At 64.3% G+C, this 14,774-nt stretch carries 16 protein-coding genes; 14 read left to right on the top strand and 2 right to left on the bottom strand.

Features of this window, described 5'->3' with window-relative positions:
* Positions 1-29: 29 nt before the first annotated feature.
* The 6 genes from LPB072_RS00135 to LPB072_RS00110 are packed head-to-tail and all read left to right on the top strand — an operon-like array spanning position 30 to position 5,392.
* The gene (locus LPB072_RS00135; protein ID WP_066096729.1) at positions 30-1,328 is read left to right on the top strand and encodes a TRAP transporter large permease; all 1,299 of its coding nucleotides are present in this window, start codon (positions 30-32) and stop codon (positions 1,326-1,328) included.
* A 2-nt stretch (positions 1,329-1,330) separates the two neighbouring features.
* On the top strand, positions 1,331-2,698 hold the full coding sequence (locus LPB072_RS00130) for an acetyl-CoA carboxylase biotin carboxylase subunit (protein ID WP_066097013.1): 1,368 nt from the start codon (positions 1,331-1,333) through the stop codon (positions 2,696-2,698).
* Between the two features lie 41 nt (positions 2,699-2,739).
* Entirely contained in the window at positions 2,740-3,414 is a 675-nt protein-coding gene (gene pxpB, locus LPB072_RS00125) for a 5-oxoprolinase subunit PxpB (protein ID WP_231943366.1), read from the top strand.
* The gene (locus LPB072_RS00120) at positions 3,411-4,376 is read left to right on the top strand and encodes a 5-oxoprolinase subunit C family protein (protein ID WP_066096723.1); all 966 of its coding nucleotides are present in this window, start codon (positions 3,411-3,413) and stop codon (positions 4,374-4,376) included. Before pxpB ends, LPB072_RS00120 begins: the two co-directional genes overlap by 4 nt.
* Complete coding sequence (locus LPB072_RS00115; RefSeq protein ID WP_066096721.1) at positions 4,373-5,149, top strand: LamB/YcsF family protein; 777 nt, start codon at positions 4,373-4,375, stop codon at positions 5,147-5,149. Before LPB072_RS00120 ends, LPB072_RS00115 begins: the two co-directional genes overlap by 4 nt.
* A gap of 21 nt (positions 5,150-5,170) precedes the next feature.
* Positions 5,171-5,392, top strand: a complete 222-nt coding sequence (locus LPB072_RS00110) for an acetyl-CoA carboxylase biotin carboxyl carrier protein subunit (RefSeq protein ID WP_066096719.1) — start codon at positions 5,171-5,173, stop codon at positions 5,390-5,392.
* A 49-nt stretch (positions 5,393-5,441) separates the two neighbouring features.
* On the opposite strand, the gene LPB072_RS00105 is transcribed toward LPB072_RS00110, so the two are convergent.
* The gene (locus tag LPB072_RS00105; RefSeq protein WP_231943364.1) at positions 5,442-6,449 is read right to left on the bottom strand and encodes a LysR family transcriptional regulator; all 1,008 of its coding nucleotides are present in this window, start codon (positions 6,447-6,449) and stop codon (positions 5,442-5,444) included.
* Positions 6,450-6,612: 163 nt separating this feature from the next.
* Here LPB072_RS00105 and LPB072_RS00100 point away from each other — a divergent pair, with 163 nt between their 5' ends.
* Complete coding sequence (locus tag LPB072_RS00100) at positions 6,613-7,497, top strand: 2-keto-4-pentenoate hydratase (protein WP_231943360.1); 885 nt, start codon at positions 6,613-6,615, stop codon at positions 7,495-7,497.
* A gap of 55 nt (positions 7,498-7,552) precedes the next feature.
* On the opposite strand, the gene LPB072_RS00095 is transcribed toward LPB072_RS00100, so the two are convergent.
* Positions 7,553-8,017, bottom strand: a complete 465-nt coding sequence (locus LPB072_RS00095) for an Lrp/AsnC family transcriptional regulator (protein WP_066096714.1) — start codon at positions 8,015-8,017, stop codon at positions 7,553-7,555.
* Between the two features lie 196 nt (positions 8,018-8,213).
* Here LPB072_RS00095 and LPB072_RS00090 point away from each other — a divergent pair, with 196 nt between their 5' ends.
* From LPB072_RS00090 to LPB072_RS00060, 7 genes are all read left to right on the top strand, one after another.
* On the top strand, positions 8,214-9,011 hold the full coding sequence (locus LPB072_RS00090; RefSeq protein WP_269148699.1) for an ABC transporter ATP-binding protein: 798 nt from the start codon (positions 8,214-8,216) through the stop codon (positions 9,009-9,011).
* A gap of 59 nt (positions 9,012-9,070) precedes the next feature.
* The gene (locus tag LPB072_RS00085; protein WP_066097003.1) at positions 9,071-9,853 is read left to right on the top strand and encodes a transporter substrate-binding domain-containing protein; all 783 of its coding nucleotides are present in this window, start codon (positions 9,071-9,073) and stop codon (positions 9,851-9,853) included.
* A 29-nt stretch (positions 9,854-9,882) separates the two neighbouring features.
* Entirely contained in the window at positions 9,883-10,563 is a 681-nt protein-coding gene (locus LPB072_RS00080; RefSeq protein ID WP_066096712.1) for an ABC transporter permease, read from the top strand.
* Positions 10,560-11,255: an ABC transporter permease gene (locus tag LPB072_RS00075; protein ID WP_066096709.1), complete on the top strand. Its 696-nt coding sequence runs from the start codon at positions 10,560-10,562 to the stop codon at positions 11,253-11,255. The genes LPB072_RS00080 and LPB072_RS00075 overlap by 4 nt, the downstream gene beginning before the upstream one ends.
* Before the next feature lie 90 nt (positions 11,256-11,345).
* Entirely contained in the window at positions 11,346-12,581 is a 1,236-nt protein-coding gene (locus LPB072_RS00070) for a trans-sulfuration enzyme family protein (protein WP_066096704.1), read from the top strand.
* A 27-nt stretch (positions 12,582-12,608) separates the two neighbouring features.
* Positions 12,609-13,589: a homocysteine S-methyltransferase gene (mmuM, locus tag LPB072_RS00065; protein ID WP_066096701.1), complete on the top strand. Its 981-nt coding sequence runs from the start codon at positions 12,609-12,611 to the stop codon at positions 13,587-13,589.
* Positions 13,590-13,711: 122 nt separating this feature from the next.
* Positions 13,712-14,743 carry a 2-dehydro-3-deoxygalactonokinase gene (locus LPB072_RS00060; protein WP_082877186.1) on the top strand — a complete coding sequence of 344 codons (1,032 nt, stop codon included), beginning with the start codon at positions 13,712-13,714 and terminating at the stop codon, positions 14,741-14,743.
* Positions 14,744-14,774 lie beyond the last annotated feature (31 nt).

Raw genomic sequence — 14,774 nt, 5'->3', positions numbered from 1 at the left:
CGCCCGTCCCCTGATCGATTGGAACCCCAATGAGTGAACTTGCCCAAGCCGGTGTGCTGATGGCTTTGCTGTTTCTGATGCTGGGCCTGGGCGTGTGGGTCGCGCTCGCGCTGATCGCCTGCGGCCTGGTCGGGCTGGTGTTTTTCACCTCGGCGCCCGCCGACCTGCTGTTCTCCAACACCATCTGGGGCTCGACCGCCAGTTGGGCCCTGACCGCCCTGCCCCTCTTCATCTGGATGGGCGAAATTCTGTTTCGCACCAGCCTGGCCAAAGACATGTTCGCGGGCCTGGGTCCCTGGGTGAACAAGCTGCCGGGGCGCCTGGTGCACGTCAACGTATTGGGTTGCGGCATCTTCGCCGCCGTCAGCGGCTCCTCGGCCGCGACCGCGGCCACCATCGGAAAAATTTCGTTGCCCGAGTTGAAAGAGCGCGGCTACGACGAAGGCATCGCCATCGGCTCGCTGGCTGGCGCCGGCACGCTGGGCCTGCTGATTCCGCCCTCGATCGTGATGATCGTCTACGGCGTCGCCGCCCAGGTGTCCATCGTCAAATTGTTCACCGCGGGCATCCTGCCCGGCCTGTTGCTGATGACGCTGTTCTCCGGCTACATCGCCATCTGGTCGATGAAAAATCCCAAGCGGGTGCCCCAGGATCGCGAAGAAGTGCCCTTGGGTGAACGCATCAAACGCCTGCGTTTGCTGGCGCCTGTGGTGGCGTTGATCGCGGGTGTGATCGGCTCCATCTACAGCGGCATCGCCACCGCCACCGAAGCCGCCACCATCGGGGTTTTTGGCTCCCTGCTGATCGCCGCCTTGGGCGGTTCGCTGAACAAGGCTTCGTTCCTCGCCAGCCTGACCGGCGCGGCGCGCACCTCCTGCATGATCACCTTCATCCTCATGGGGGCGGCCTACCTGACCAGCGCCATGAGCTTCACCGGTCTGCCCGGCCACGTGGCCACCTGGATCACCTCGCTGGGCCTGTCCGCCTATGGCCTGCTGGCCGTGTTGACCGTGTTCTTCATTTTGCTGGGTTGTTTCCTCGATGGCATCTCCATCGTGGTCTTGACCAGCGCCGTGTTGCTGCCGGCTGTGCAGGCCGCAGGCATCGACCCGCTGTGGTTCGGTATCTACCTGATTCTGGTGGTGGAGATGGCGCAGATCACGCCGCCGGTGGGCTTCAACCTGTTTGTGATTCAGGGCATCACCGGCAAGAACCTCATGCAACTCAGCCGCATGGCGCTGCCCTTCTTTTTGTTGATGGTGTTGGCCACCGTGCTGATCACCGTCTTCCCCCAGATCGTTCTGGCTTTGCCCCAATCGATGAAATGACCATGAAGCGAATCCTGATTGCCAACCGCGGCGAAATCGCCTGCCGCATCATCCGCGCCTGCAAGGCCCTGGGCCTGACCAGCATCGCGGTGTACTCCGAAGCCGATGCCGACGCGCTGTTTGTGCAGATGGCCGATGTGGCCGAGCCCATCGGCCCCGCACCGGCCGCGCAAAGCTACCTCGATGGCGCCCGCATTCTGGCCGCCGCGAAAAAGCACAGCGCCGATGCCGTGCACCCCGGTTACGGCTTCCTGTCGGAAAACACCGCCTTCGCCCGCGCCGCAGAAGCCGCTGGCGTGCGCTGGATTGGCCCCTCGCCCGACAGCATCGACGCCATGGGCGACAAGCAGCGCGCCCGTGCCATCGCCACGGCCGCAGGCGTGCCCACCCTGCCCGGCAGCCCGCGCTTTGCCACGGGCGAGGTGGACGGCATCGAGGCCGCCGCGCTCGAAGTGGGCTACCCCTTGCTGGTCAAGGCCACCGGTGGTGGCGGTGGCATCGGCATGCGCCGGGTCGACAGCCCGGACCAGTTGCTCACCTCGGTGGCCGCCACCCAGCAGCTCGCCGCCAAAGCTTTTGGCGACGGCACGATTTACCTGGAGCGGCTGGTGGCCCGCGCGCGCCACATTGAAATTCAGGTCTTTGGCCACGGCGACGGCACCGCCGTGCACCTCTTCGAGCGCGAATGCTCGGTGCAGCGCCGCTTCCAGAAAATCATCGAAGAAAGCCCGGCGCCGGATCTGCCGGCGGCACTGCGCGCGCAAATGACCGCCGCTGCGGTGGCCCTCGCCGCGCACCAGTCTTACCGAGGTCCCGGCACGGTCGAATTCATCGTCGACGCCGACACCATGGAGTTCTTCTTCCTCGAGATGAACACCCGCATCCAGGTCGAGCACCCGGTCACGGAAATGGTCACCGGTCTCGATCTCGTGCAGGCCCAGATCCAGCTCGCCGGCGGCACCTACCAGCGCGTCGAGCAAGCCAACATCCAGACCCGGGGCGCGGCCATCGAATGCCGCATCTACGCCGAAAACCCGGCCAAGAATTTCATGCCATCGCCGGGTCCACTGCAGACCTTCCGCCTGCCGCTGGACATGGCCCATGTGCGCATCGACACCGGCGTGCGCCAGGGCGACCGCATCACGCCGTACTACGACCCGATGATCGCCAAACTCATCGTCTGGGGGGCGAGCCGCGCCGAGGCGCTGGAGCGTTTGAGCGCAGCCCTCGCCGCCAGCCAGATCGAAGGCGTGCGCAACAACCTGGTCTTTCTCGCCGCTGTCGTGGCCCACCCCGACTTCCAGGCCGGCCAGGTCGACACCACCTGGATCGCCCGCGAAAGCGAAGCCCTTCTTGCGGCCATGCCATGACCCCAGTTGACCCGACCCTCTCCTCCCCGCGGATCGATGCCGTGGGCGACCGCTGCCTGCTGATCGGCGTGGGCGACACGGTGGACCCCGAGACCAGCGCGCGGGTGTTCGGCCTCGTTCGGCGTCTGAAAGAGCGGCCCATAGCGGGCGTGTTCGACATCGTGCCGGCCTTCACCACCGTCGCCCTGCATTACCGCCCCGAGCTGCTCGGCGCCGCGCCGTTTGAGGCGCTGCGCGCCGCGGTGCTGGAGCGCCTGGCCGAGCCGCTGGACACCGCCGCTTCGGCGGGCCGAAGCATTGACATTCCGGTTTGCTACGGCGGCGAACTCGGCCCCGATCTGGCCGACGTGGCCGCCCAATGCGGGCTGACCACCGAGCAGGTCATCGAGCGCCACATGCAATCGGCCCACCGCATCTACATGCTCGGCTTTGCCCCCGGTTTTCCCTTCATTGGCGGGCTCGATCCGGCCCTGAAAATGCCGCGCCGTTCTTCACCGCGCACCCGCATCCCGCCGGGCTCGGTCGGCATCGCGCGCGACCAGAGTTGCGTCTACCCGCTGGAAACGCCCGGCGGCTGGAACCTGATCGGGCGCACGCCGGTGCGCCTGTTCGACCCCGCCGCCGACCCGCCTTGCCTGCTGGCGCCGGGCGACCGCGTGCGCTTCGTGCGCATCGACGAGCCGACTTACCAAAACCTGTTGGAGGCCCAGCCATGAGCGGCCGTATCCAAGTGCTCAAGCCCGGCGTGCAGTCGCAGCTGCAAGACCTCGGCCGCTTCGGTTTTCAGGACCTGGGGGTGCCCGTGTGTGGCGCGATGGACGAATGGGCGCACCGCCTGGCCAACCTGCTCGCGGGCAATGCGCAGGACGAAGCCACGCTGGAGATCGTGCTCATGGGGCCCAGCCTCGTGTTCGAGAACGCCACCCAGATCGCCATCGCCGGCGCCGATCTCTCACCGCGCCTCAACGGCGAACCGGTCGCCATGCACCAGCGCATCGACATCGCCGCCGGCAGCCAGCTCGAATTCGGGCGCCGCGTCAACGGCCTGCGGGCCTACCTCGCGGTGCGCGGGGGCTTCGCGGTGGACCCGGTGATGGGCAGCCGCAGCACCTATGTGCGCGGCGGCTTCGGCGGTTTTCAAGGGCGCGCCTTGCGCAAGGGCGATGTGCTCCCGATGGCCGATTTCGCTGGCGCTTTCGAGCCGGCCGCGCCGCTGCCCGCCGGCTGCGAGATGCCTTCGGTCGAGCCCGGCGCGGTGACCCCCGTGCGCGTCACCACCGGCGAACACTGGTCCCGTTTCACCCCCGAGGCGCAAGCCGAATTCGCCGCCGCCGTCTACAAGATCAGCCCGCAGTCCGACCGCATGGGCTACCGCCTCGAAGGCCCGGCGCTGCAGCGCGCCGACAGCGTGGAGCTGATCTCGGAGGCCATGAGCTTCGGCACGATTCAGGTGCCCGCCGATGGCCTGCCCATCGTCCTGATGGCCGAGCGCCACAGCGCTGGCGGCTACCTCAAGATCGCGCATGTGATCAGCGTCGACCTGTCCCTCATGGCCCAGCTCGCGCCGCAGCAAGCGCTGCGCTTCGAGCGGGTCAGCCTGGAAGAAGCCCAAACCCTTTACCTGCAGCGCGAACAGCGCCTGGCGCAACTGCGCGCCAGCCTTGGAGTCACCGCATGAACACCAACAACGCCTCAACACTGGACCTGAATTGCGACATGGGCGAAGGCTTCGGCGCCTACAAGATGGGCAACGATCTGGCCATTCTTGACCACGTCACCTCGGCCAACATCGCCTGCGGTTTCCACGCCGGCGACCCGCCCACCATGCGCCGCCTGGTGGCCGCTGCGCTGGCCAAAGGCGTGGCCATCGGCGCCCATCCCGGTCTGCCCGACCTGCAGGGTTTTGGTCGCCGCGAAATGAAAATTTCGCCCGCCGAGGCCTATGCCATGGTGCTCTACCAGGTCGGCGCCCTCGCCGGCTTTGCGCAGGCCGCAGGCGGGCGCCTCAACCATGTCAAACCCCATGGCGCGCTGTACAACATGGCCGCGAAAAATCGCCCGCTCTCCGATGCGATTGCGCAGGCCGTGTTCGACTTCGATCCCGGTCTGGTCTTCTTCGGCCTGGCCGGCAGCGAAATGATCGCCGCCGCCGATGCCCTCGGCTTGCGCAGCGCCAACGAAGTCTTTGCCGACCGCAGCTACCAGGACGACGGCACCCTCTCCCCGCGCGGTGATCCCGGCGCCATGATCGAAGACGCCGACCAGTCGCTGGCGCAGGTTCGCCAGATGCTGAAAGGCTCGGTGCGCGCGCTCAGCGGCGCCGAAGTGCCGGTGCGCGCCGACACCCTCTGCCTGCACGGCGACCAGGCCGGCGCACTCGACTTCGCCCTGCACATCCGCAGCGCCCTGACCGCCGATGGCGTCGCGCTGCAAGCCCCCGTTCGCTCTTAACGCACCAGAAAGCACACCACCATGTCCAACCCCCAGGAAGTCAAAGCAGAAGTCGGCGGCAGCGTCTGGAAGATCGAAGTGACCGTTGGCCAGGCGGTCGCCGAAGGCGATACGCTGCTGATCATCGAGTCGATGAAAATGGAAATCCCGCTGGCTTCGCCGGCGGCGGGCACGGTGCTGGAGATCCGGGTCGCCGAGACCGACATGGTCGATGAAGACCAGGTCGTTGTGCTCATCGGCTGAGCACTGAATCCGATCAATTGATTGAGCGCAAACCCGTCCGGCGCTCAACTCAATCGTGGTCGGGCTCCAGCGACCGGGCCCAGGTCTGGCCCGATTGCTCGCAATAGCCCGCCGCGACCTCCCTGACCAGTTGCAGTGTGGCGTCCACCGCCGGGCCTGAAGAGCGGGCATGGATCGCGGTGATCGTCATCGACGGCAATGCGGGCCCTTCGGCCTGACGCAGCAAGCCCTGCTCCAATTGCTTGCGCACAAAGATCGGCGGGATCGCCGCGATGCCGTAGCCGTCGCACACCAGTTGAATGATCGACTCCACCGACGGCACGCTGCACACCCGCGGCTCGATCGACCGGGCCGCAAACAGCGCGCGCACATGGGCATGCGGGCTGGACGTGCGCGAAAACGTCAGCAGCGGTTTGAGCTCCAGGTCTTCCAGCGTCAGCGGCCGTTTGTCCGGCAGCAAGTCCGGCCGCGCCACCCAGCAGACCGGGAACTCGCAAAGCGGCAAAGCCAGGTAGTCCAGGTTGCCAGACGCCTCGGCGAACGGGTCGTTCTGGATCAGCAAATCGAGCTTGCGCTGGCGCAGCAACTCCTGCAAATCCATCGCCGGCGCCACCGTGATGTCGGGCTCCACCAGCGGATGGCGCTCGCCCAACTGCCGGATCAGCGGCGACAACCAGGTCCGGACGATGGACTCGATCGTGCCGATGCGCACCCGCCCCGCCACCGGCGCACCCGGCTGGGCGCACTCGCGCAACTCCCGCTCGACCGCGAGCATGCGCTCTGCCTGCCGCACCACCTGCTCGCCCACCGGCGTCATCGTGATCCCGCGCACACTGCGCACCACCAGCCCCGTGCCCAGCTCCGATTCGAGCGAAGCAATGCGCTGCGAAATCGCCGCCTGCGTGGTGAACATCAATTGGGCGGTTTCCCGAAAGCTGCCCGCTTTCGATAGCACCACCAGGGTTTCCAGAAATTTGGTATTCAAACCGATTGGCCTTTCAAGCGCGCTGCAGATTGCGCCGCGCCGCTGGGAGAGTATCGACACTTCCGCGGTCATTGCCCACGGCGATAACCCCACCCGGCAAGCAATTCGCAGGCCAGCCGCGCTCAAAGCCGCGCCGCCGCCCGCCCGCCCGGCCGTCCAAGCGTTTTCACGGTGCCCGCCGCGCGCCCCGCGCCGTATCATCGTTTTTCAAAAACCACCTGAGGAGACAGACCACATGACCCATCGCTTCAAAACCCCTTCCGCACTGCTCAATCCGGCGCTACTCAGCCTGGCGCTCGCCGCCACCTTCGCGCCAGCGGCGCACGCTGCTTGCCTGACCGATCTTGAAGCCGCCGCGCTCGTGGCCAACTACATGGCCAAAACGCCTGCGGCCAATCCCGAAGGTCTGTCCAGGGAAGACGGTGAGTGCTCGCGTGCCAAGGTCAACAAGTTTCTCGCGCAGCAAATGGGTGCCACCCAGGTGGGCTACAAAGCCGGCCTGACCAACCCGGCTGTGCAAAAACGCTTCAACACCGACGCACCTGTGTGGGGCCAGCTCTATGCGTCCATGCTGCTCGACGACGGCGCCACGGTCGACGCCAAATTCGGCGCCCGCCCCCTGTTCGAGGCCGACATGCTGGTGCGCATCAGAAGCGCCAACATCAACCGGGCCAAAACGCCCGAGCAGGTGCTGCAAAACATCGATCAGGTGATCCCCTTCATCGAGCTGCCCGATCTTGTGGTGGCGGCCCCGCCCAAGCTCAATGGCGCGGCCATCGCCGCCATCAATGTGGGCGCGCGGCTGGGCGTATTGGGTGCGCCCATGGCCGTGCAGCAAACCGCTGCCTTCAGCGATGCCTTGCGCGACATGGTGGTGGTGGTCAAAGGCGATGGCGTCGAAATCGACAAAGGCAAAGGCAGCGATGTGCTCGAGCACCCGCTCAACGCTGTCGTGTGGCTGGTGCAAGATCTGGGCAGCCAGGGCGTGAAGCTCAAGAAAGGCGATCTGATCAGCCTGGGGTCGTTTTCCAAACTCCTGCCGCCCAAGCCGGGGCTCAAGGTTGAGGTGGAATACCAGGGCCTGCCGGGCAACCCGGTGGTCAAAGTCAACTTCCGCTGACCGCCTTTCCTGTCAGGGGGCGAGGCGAGCCGGGCGCGTGCCCGCCCGCCCCGTCTCATTCCACCGGCACAAACAAGCCGACCTTGATCGCGTCGATCACCACATTGGTGGTGATGCGCAGGATTTGCGGGTTGTCACCCATCAGGCGCTCGGTGATGGCGTCGTATTCCTTCATGTTCTCGGCGGTGATGATCATGATCAGGTCGACGTTGCCGGTCACGTAATAAATCTGCTGGACCTCCGGGTGCTGTTCTGCCCAGCGGCGCAAATGGGGCAAGGACTCGTAGTTCTCCCGAATCTCCAGGCCGGCCAGAAAGGTCATGGGGCGGCCCACCGCCTCGTTGTTCACCACCGCCACCTCGGCCGTGATCACCTTGTCTTGCCGCAGGCGGCGCAGGCGCCGCTGTACGGCAGAGGTCGACAGCCCGACGCGCTCGGCGATGAGCTCGGCATTCATCTGACTGTCTTTTTGCACGATGGCAAGAATTTTCCGGTCAAGCAAATCGAGTTGGGTGTCCATCAATCGATTTTAGGCACTCAATGGCTGGAGCCCGCATTTTTTAGGTGGCATTTCAGAAAATTCGCGGTTTGGCCGCGAAAAATTCAGAAAATAGAATCTTGACGGCATCCGCGATGCGGATACTTTGATCGTCGCACGCCAAATGTTGTGCGCAGCCCGCTTTTCGCTTCGCAACGCTGCTTCAAGGAGCCCCACAGTGAGTCATCACTCACCCGGAAATACCGTCAACGATGTGCTGGTGGTCGAAGACCTGCACAAGTCGTTTGGCCAAGCCGAAGTGATCAAAGGCATCAGCCTGGTCGCCAAGCGACATGACGTGGTGTCGATTCTCGGCAGCAGTGGCTCGGGAAAGACCACCTTCCTGCGTTGCATCAACCTGCTGGAAACCCCCAATGCCGGGCGGGTGTTCGTCAACGGTGAACTGATCAAGATGGCGCCCGGGCCCAACGGCACGCAGCAGCCCGCCGATGCGGACCAGATGGTTCGCATCCGCCGCAAACTCGCCATGGTGTTTCAGCAGTTCAACCTGTGGACCCACATGACCGCGCTGCAAAACGTCATGTTCGCGCCGGTCAAGGTGCTGGGCGCCGAGAAACACGAAGCCAGACAGCAGGCCATGGCGTACCTTGAGAAAGTAGGTTTGGCCGACAAAGCCAACCACTACCCCAACCAGCTCTCCGGAGGCCAGCAGCAGCGGGTGGCCATTGCCCGCGCGCTGGCCATGGAGCCCGATGTGATGCTGTTCGACGAACCCACTTCGGCGCTGGACCCGGAGCTGGTCGGCGAGGTGTTGAAGGTGATGCGTGCTTTGGCCGAAGAGGGCCGCACGATGCTGGTGGTGACCCACGAAATGGGCTTTGCCCGAGAAGTCGCCAGCCATGTGGTGTTTCTCCACCAGGGGCGCATCGAAGAGCAAGGCCCACCGGCCGACTTGTTTTCGCAGCAGAAGTCGGCCCGGTTTCAACAGTTTCTTTCCGGCATGGCGCCCAAGTGATTCGACATTTTTTTTATCAGCAACAGCGGCAGCAACAACAGCCGCATCAGGAGCAAAACATGAAACGCATTTTTCTGAAATCGGCCGTCGCCGCGTGTGCCTTGCTGGCCTTCGGCGCCCACGCCGAAAAAGTGATCAAGATCGGTACGCTGTCCGACTACGCGCCCTTTGAATACAAAGATGCCAGCGGCAAGCTCATGGGCATGGAGATCGAAATCGGCAATGCCATGTGCAAAGCCATGAAAGCCAGGTGCGCGTATGTGACCATGGATTTCGACGCGCTGATCCCGGCACTGAAAGCCAAGAAGATCGACGCCGTGATGGCCCAGATGTCGATCACCGATCAACGCAAACGGGTCGTGGATTTCACCAACCTGTTCACCCTGGCCCCGGTGCAATACGTGGCCAAAGCCGGCGCAGGCATCACGGAAAACCCGGCCACCTTGAAGGGCAAGGTGGTCGGTGTTCAAAGCGGTTCAACCCACGAGACCTACCTGACGAAGCGACTGCCCAAATCCAGTTCGGGCATCGACATGAAGGTTTACCAGTCCATGGACCAGATCTGGCTGGATCTGGAATCGGGCCGTGTGGACGCGGCGTTTGCCGACACCACGGTCTCCCACGACTGGCTGGAAAAGGTTGGCAAGGGCAAAGGCTTTGATTTCGCCGGGAAGCCCATCGAAGACCTGCAGATTTTTGGCGAAGGCACGGGCATCGCTGTGCGCAAAGGTGATCCGCTCAAGGGTGAGTTCAACCTGGCCATCAGCGCCGTCTTGAAGGACGGCACCTTTGCCGCCGAAAACAAGAAGGTGTTTCCCTTCAGCATTGCGCCGGCCAAGTAAGGGCCGCCTTACCCTTTGCAGGAGCGCGCATGGATGTGTTGATCAGTTATCTGGGGCAACTGCTGCAAGGGGCGTCGATCACGCTGCAGCTGGCTTTCACCGCGCTGTTCTTCGGCCTGGTGCTGGGCCTGCTGTTCACCGCGTGCAAGCTGTCCAGCCTGCCACTCCTGCGCGTGCCGGTGAATTTTCTCACCAGCCTGCTGCGCGGTATCCCGGAGTTTCTGATCATTCTCATTTGCTATTTCGGGCTCTCCAACCTGATCAATGAGCACCTCGACGGGGCCTTTGAAATCAGCCCTTTCGTCGGCGGCGTGTTTGCCTTGTCCATCGTTTTTTCGGCCTATGCGTCCGAAGTGTTTCGGGGTGGCTTTGTCGCCGTGCCAGCCGGGCAGATCGAGGCGGCCAAGGCCTACGGCCTGTCGCGCAGCCAGGTGTTTTTCTCCATTCAATTGCCGCAGGCCTGGCGGATCGCGTTGCCGAGCTTGAGCAACCTCTGGCAGTCGCTGCTGAAAGACACCTCGCTGGTGTCCGTGGTGGGGCTGGAAGACCTGTTGAAGAAGGCCGACATGGCCGCGCAATTCAGCAAGCAGCCCTTTGTCTTTTTCATGGCGGTGGCCGTGATCTACTTTCTGTTTCTGAGTGTCTCCAACCCGGTGTTTGCGTGGCTTGAAAAACGCGCCAGCCGTGGCTACAGGGTGGCCGGCGCATGAGCCTGTTCAACGACTACCTTGCGCTGCTGGTTGAAAGCGGCCCGGCGATCCTTGAAGGCTTGCTCATCACGGTCAAGTTGCTCGTGGGCTCCTGTCTGGTGGGCTTTGCCTTGTCGGTGCCGTTGGCCATCGCACGCTTGTCGACCCATGCGGGTATTCGCTGGTGCGCCGATGTCTATTCGGCCGTGTTCCGGGGTACGCCGCTGCTGGTTCAGATTTTCATTTTTTACTACGGCCTGAGCCAGTTCGAGGCGGTCAGGGCATCGCCTGCCTGGCTGGTGCTCAACGACTCGTTTTACTGCGGGCTGGTCGTGCTCTCGCTGAACCTGACCGCCTACATGGCCGAAGACATTCGCGCCGGCATCATGGCTGTGCCCAACGGCGAGAAAGAAGCTGCGCTGGCCTATGGCCTGAACAAGTGGCAGCTGTACCGCTACATCCTCATTCCCCGTGCGCTCACCATCGCCACCCCCGCTCTGGGCAACGAGATCATTGCCCAGCTCAAATCCACCGCGTTGGTGAGCACCATCACCGTGCTCGATTTGACCGGCGTGGTGCGCCGTCTCTCGGCCACCTCCTACACCACCGACGCACTGATTCTTGCCGGGGTCATTTATGCCTTGATCACGCTCAGCATCTCCTGGGTGATCCGCTGGATCGAGCGCCGCAACGCCCACCACTTCAGCCGTTGAGCAGACCACCGGTAGTCGCCCGGTGCCCGGCCGTCATCGCTCGTCGAAACGACCCAAACCCCTTTACAGATTCTGGAACGAGAACCAACGATGCCCGCCGATAGCCTTCTTTCCCGCAGCGTGAGCCGCCCGCTTGGCGAGGCAACACTCACGCTGAACGCCGGCCTCGCCCACGATCCGCTGACGCGCGCCATTGCGCCCAACATCGCCATGTCGGTGAACAACGCGTTCACTCCCGGCGAGGGCGGGTTTTCTGCCGATGGCGTGGCAGACCTGACCAGCCTGCCCTTTCTCTATGCGGGCTGGACCAACCCCACCGTGCGCCAGCTGGAGTTGCGCATTGCTGCCCTGGAGCACACCGACGACGCGCTCGCCACCGCATCGGGCACTGCCGCCGCCGCCGCCGTGTTTTTCAGCCTGCTCAAAGCCGGTGATCACCTGATTCTCAGCGATGTCTGTTACGCGGGCATTCACGAACTCGCACGCAAAATGCTGCCCGACTTCGGCGTTGAAGTGTCCACCGTCAACCTGTCTCGGATGGACGACGTGGTCGCCGCCATCCGGCCCAATACCCGCCTCATCCACGCAGAGTCGCCTTGCAACCCGCTGCTGCGGCTGACCGATCTGACGGCCTTGGGCGCAATCACCCGGGCGCGCGGCATCTTGCTTGCGGTGGACTCCACTTTCGCAACCCCCGTGGCCACCTGCCCCATCGATCTGGGAGCCGATCTGGTGATCCATTCGCTGACCAAGTTCATGAACGGCCATGGTGATGCCATGGGCGGCTGCGTGGCCGGGCCCAAGGCGCTGGTCGAGCGCATCCGCTCGCGGGCCGGTGTGTACCTGGGCGCCACCTTGTCGGCGCAGAACGCCTGGCTCATCATGCGCGGCCTGGACACGCTGGTGGTGCGCATGCGGGCAATGTCGGCCTCTGCCCACACCGTGGCCACCTACCTGCAGGCGCATCCCGCCGTGAGCGGCGTGATCTACCCCGGTCTGGAGAGCCACCCCCAACATGCGCTGGCCTGCGCCCAGATGCGCCTCGCTGGCGCCCTGATCACCTTTCAGGTGCGCAACCCCGACGCAGTGGCGATGCGCCTGGCGCAGGCGTCCAGCACCTTCGACTACGCCTTTTCCATCGGCCACCAGCGCAGCCTGGCGGTCTTTCTGAAAACGCAGGACCTGCTGAACAGCAGCTTCGAGCTGTCGCCGGAACAGCTCGCCGACTACCGGCGTTACGCGGGCGACGGCGTGTTCCGCCTGTCCATTGGCCTGGAAGACCCACAAGACCTGATCCACGATCTCGAACAGGCGCTGAGCGCCTGACTCCCATTGCCCCACCGGAAGCCACCGATGACACCCGACACTTCGTATACCGACCCCATTCAGGCCATGCTGGCGCAGCAAAACTTCTTCGTGCTCGACGGCGCACTCGCCACCGAGCTGGAGCGCCGAGGTGCCAACCTCAAAGACGCCCTGTGGTCGGCCAAGCTGCTGATCGAGCAACCCGACCTGATCAGCGCCGTGCACTTCGATTACTTCATGGCCGGTGCCGATGTCGCCACCACTGCCAGCTACCAGGCCACCTTTGAAGCGTTCGAGAAAAGGGGCTACAGCCGGGCCGACGCGGCCATGCTGATGCGCCGCTCGATCGAACTCGCCATCGAAGCCCGCGATCAGTTCTGGGCGAACCCGGCAAACCGGATCGGGCGGCAGAAGCCGCTGGTGGCCGCTTCTGTGGGGCCCTATGGCGCCATGCTGGCCGATGGCTCGGAATACCGTGGTCACTACGGCGTAGCCCGGCAGGCCTTGATGGATTTCCACCGCCCCCGCATGGCGGTTCTGGCCGAGGCTGGAGCCGACTTGCTGGCCTGCGAAACCATTCCCTGTCTGGATGAAGCCATGGCCATCGCCGAACTGCTGCCCGACTTCGGCAGCATCTCGGCCTGGATCAGCTTCTCTTGCAAAGACGGCGAACACAACAGCCAGGGCGAGCGGCTGGCCGACTGCGTGGCCGCGCTCGACGCCGTGCCGCAAATCGCCGCCATCGGCATCAACTGCACCGCGCCCGAGTGGATCCCTTCCCTCGTGGAGCAAGCCCGCCAGCACACCGCCAAACCCATCGTGGTGTATCCCAACTCCGGCGAACATTACGACGCCACCAGCAAAGAGTGGCATGGCGTGAGCAATGCCCAAGATTTTGCCCAGCAGGCCATGCGCTGGAGCCAGCGTGGCGCCCGCCTGGTTGGTGGCTGCTGCCGCACCGGACCCGAAGACATTCGCGCCGTACGCCAGGCGGCCATTCGGGCTGGGGTGCTCTCGTCCGTCGCCTAGCGTTGCTGGGCTGGAGGTTGCTGGAGACGGGGTGAAGTCGGCTTCGTGCGCTGGCGCCTGCTTGCCCCCCGTTGTCCCCAGCCTTCCGGGACCTCGTGTACGCTAGGTCAACGGAGCGACACATGATCCCAAGCCAGCCAAACGCCGATGGCGCCCACCAAGACGGCGCACATTCTCCCAGCGCTGCTGCGCAACGCCAGCCTGCGCTCATCGCCATCGATTGGGGCAGCAGCAATGTGCGCGTTGCCCTGCTCGATGCGCAAGGCGGACTGATCGACAGGCGCGCGAGTGCGGCCGGTGTGTTCACGGTGCAGGAGGGCCGCTTCGCTGCAGCATTGTTGCCCCTGTGTGCCGACTGGATCAACCAATACGCCGTGCCGCTGCTCGCCTGCGGCATGATCGGCTCGCGCCAGGGCATCGTCGAAGTGCCCTACGTGGCTTGCCCCGCCAGCGCCGGCGATCTGGCCCGGCAACTGGGCATGGCCGAGCTGCCGACCGTTGAAGGTTTTGCTACCGAACAGGTTCAACAGCTCCACATCGTGCCCGGCCTCAACACCGGCTCTCAAGAAACCGGTTGGGATGTTTTGCGCGGCGAAGAAACGCAGCTCTTTGGCGCCATGGCCGCCGCTGATGATGCCGCCCGCTTGTTTGTCTTGCCGGGTACCCATTCCAAATGGATGAGCCGCAGCGAGAGCGGCCACATTGCGTCCTTTCAGACCTACATGACCGGCGAGCTCTTCGAGCTGCTGAGCCGTCAAAGCAGCCTCGCCCGCGTGATGGCGCCAGCCCAATGGTCGCCCGAGGTGTTCCAGCAAGGCGTGGCCGAAGCCCGCGCGGGTGCGCTGGAAAACCTGTTGTTCCGCGTGCGCACCGCCGGGCTCATGGGCCGCTTTCAAGCCCACGAGCTTCCCGACTATCTGTCGGGTCTGCTGATCGGCGCCGAAATCAAAGCCGGCCTCCAGCAATTTGCGCCGCCAGACCCCACCATCCCCATTCCCCTGCTCGGCTCAGCCCAGCTCACCCAGCGCTATGCCATCGCCTTTGCCCAGTTTGGCCAAGCGGTGGTGGAAATGCCGGGAGACGCCGTGTTCACCGGTCTGCTCGCCATCGCGCAGGCCGCCGGCCTCTTGAACCCAGCCACTGCCGCCAACTGATCAGCGCCACCCAATTTTCGAAAGACCCACC

Source organism: Hydrogenophaga crassostreae (assembly GCF_001761385.1).
Taxonomy (GTDB): Bacteria; Pseudomonadota; Gammaproteobacteria; order Burkholderiales; family Burkholderiaceae_C; genus Hydrogenophaga; species Hydrogenophaga crassostreae.
Note: the sequence above shows the minus strand (reverse complement) of the source record. Positions and strands in the feature narration are given on the sequence as shown.

What these genes read in the sequence shown, in the direction of transcription:
- LPB072_RS00100 (WP_231943360.1), top strand. Translation starts at nt 6,613, where the DNA reads ATGACCCATCGCTTCAAAACCCCTTCCGCACTGCTCAATCCGGCGCTA.
- LPB072_RS00085 (WP_066097003.1), top strand. Translation starts at nt 9,071, where the DNA reads ATGAAACGCATTTTTCTGAAATCGGCCGTCGCCGCGTGTGCCTTGCTG.
- LPB072_RS00095 (WP_066096714.1), bottom strand. Translation starts at nt 8,017, where the DNA reads ATGGACACCCAACTCGATTTGCTTGACCGGAAAATTCTTGCCATCGTG.
- LPB072_RS00135 (WP_066096729.1), top strand. Translation starts at nt 30, where the DNA reads ATGAGTGAACTTGCCCAAGCCGGTGTGCTGATGGCTTTGCTGTTTCTG.
- LPB072_RS00080 (WP_066096712.1), top strand. Translation starts at nt 9,883, where the DNA reads ATGGATGTGTTGATCAGTTATCTGGGGCAACTGCTGCAAGGGGCGTCG.
- LPB072_RS00130 (WP_066097013.1), top strand. Translation starts at nt 1,331, where the DNA reads ATGAAGCGAATCCTGATTGCCAACCGCGGCGAAATCGCCTGCCGCATC.
- LPB072_RS00115 (WP_066096721.1), top strand. Translation starts at nt 4,373, where the DNA reads ATGAACACCAACAACGCCTCAACACTGGACCTGAATTGCGACATGGGC.
- mmuM (WP_066096701.1), top strand. Translation starts at nt 12,609, where the DNA reads ATGACACCCGACACTTCGTATACCGACCCCATTCAGGCCATGCTGGCG.
- LPB072_RS00060 (WP_082877186.1), top strand. Translation starts at nt 13,712, where the DNA reads ATGATCCCAAGCCAGCCAAACGCCGATGGCGCCCACCAAGACGGCGCA.
- LPB072_RS00075 (WP_066096709.1), top strand. Translation starts at nt 10,560, where the DNA reads ATGAGCCTGTTCAACGACTACCTTGCGCTGCTGGTTGAAAGCGGCCCG.
- LPB072_RS00110 (WP_066096719.1), top strand. Translation starts at nt 5,171, where the DNA reads ATGTCCAACCCCCAGGAAGTCAAAGCAGAAGTCGGCGGCAGCGTCTGG.
- LPB072_RS00105 (WP_231943364.1), bottom strand. Translation starts at nt 6,449, where the DNA reads ATGACCGCGGAAGTGTCGATACTCTCCCAGCGGCGCGGCGCAATCTGC.
- LPB072_RS00120 (WP_066096723.1), top strand. Translation starts at nt 3,411, where the DNA reads ATGAGCGGCCGTATCCAAGTGCTCAAGCCCGGCGTGCAGTCGCAGCTG.
- LPB072_RS00070 (WP_066096704.1), top strand. Translation starts at nt 11,346, where the DNA reads ATGCCCGCCGATAGCCTTCTTTCCCGCAGCGTGAGCCGCCCGCTTGGC.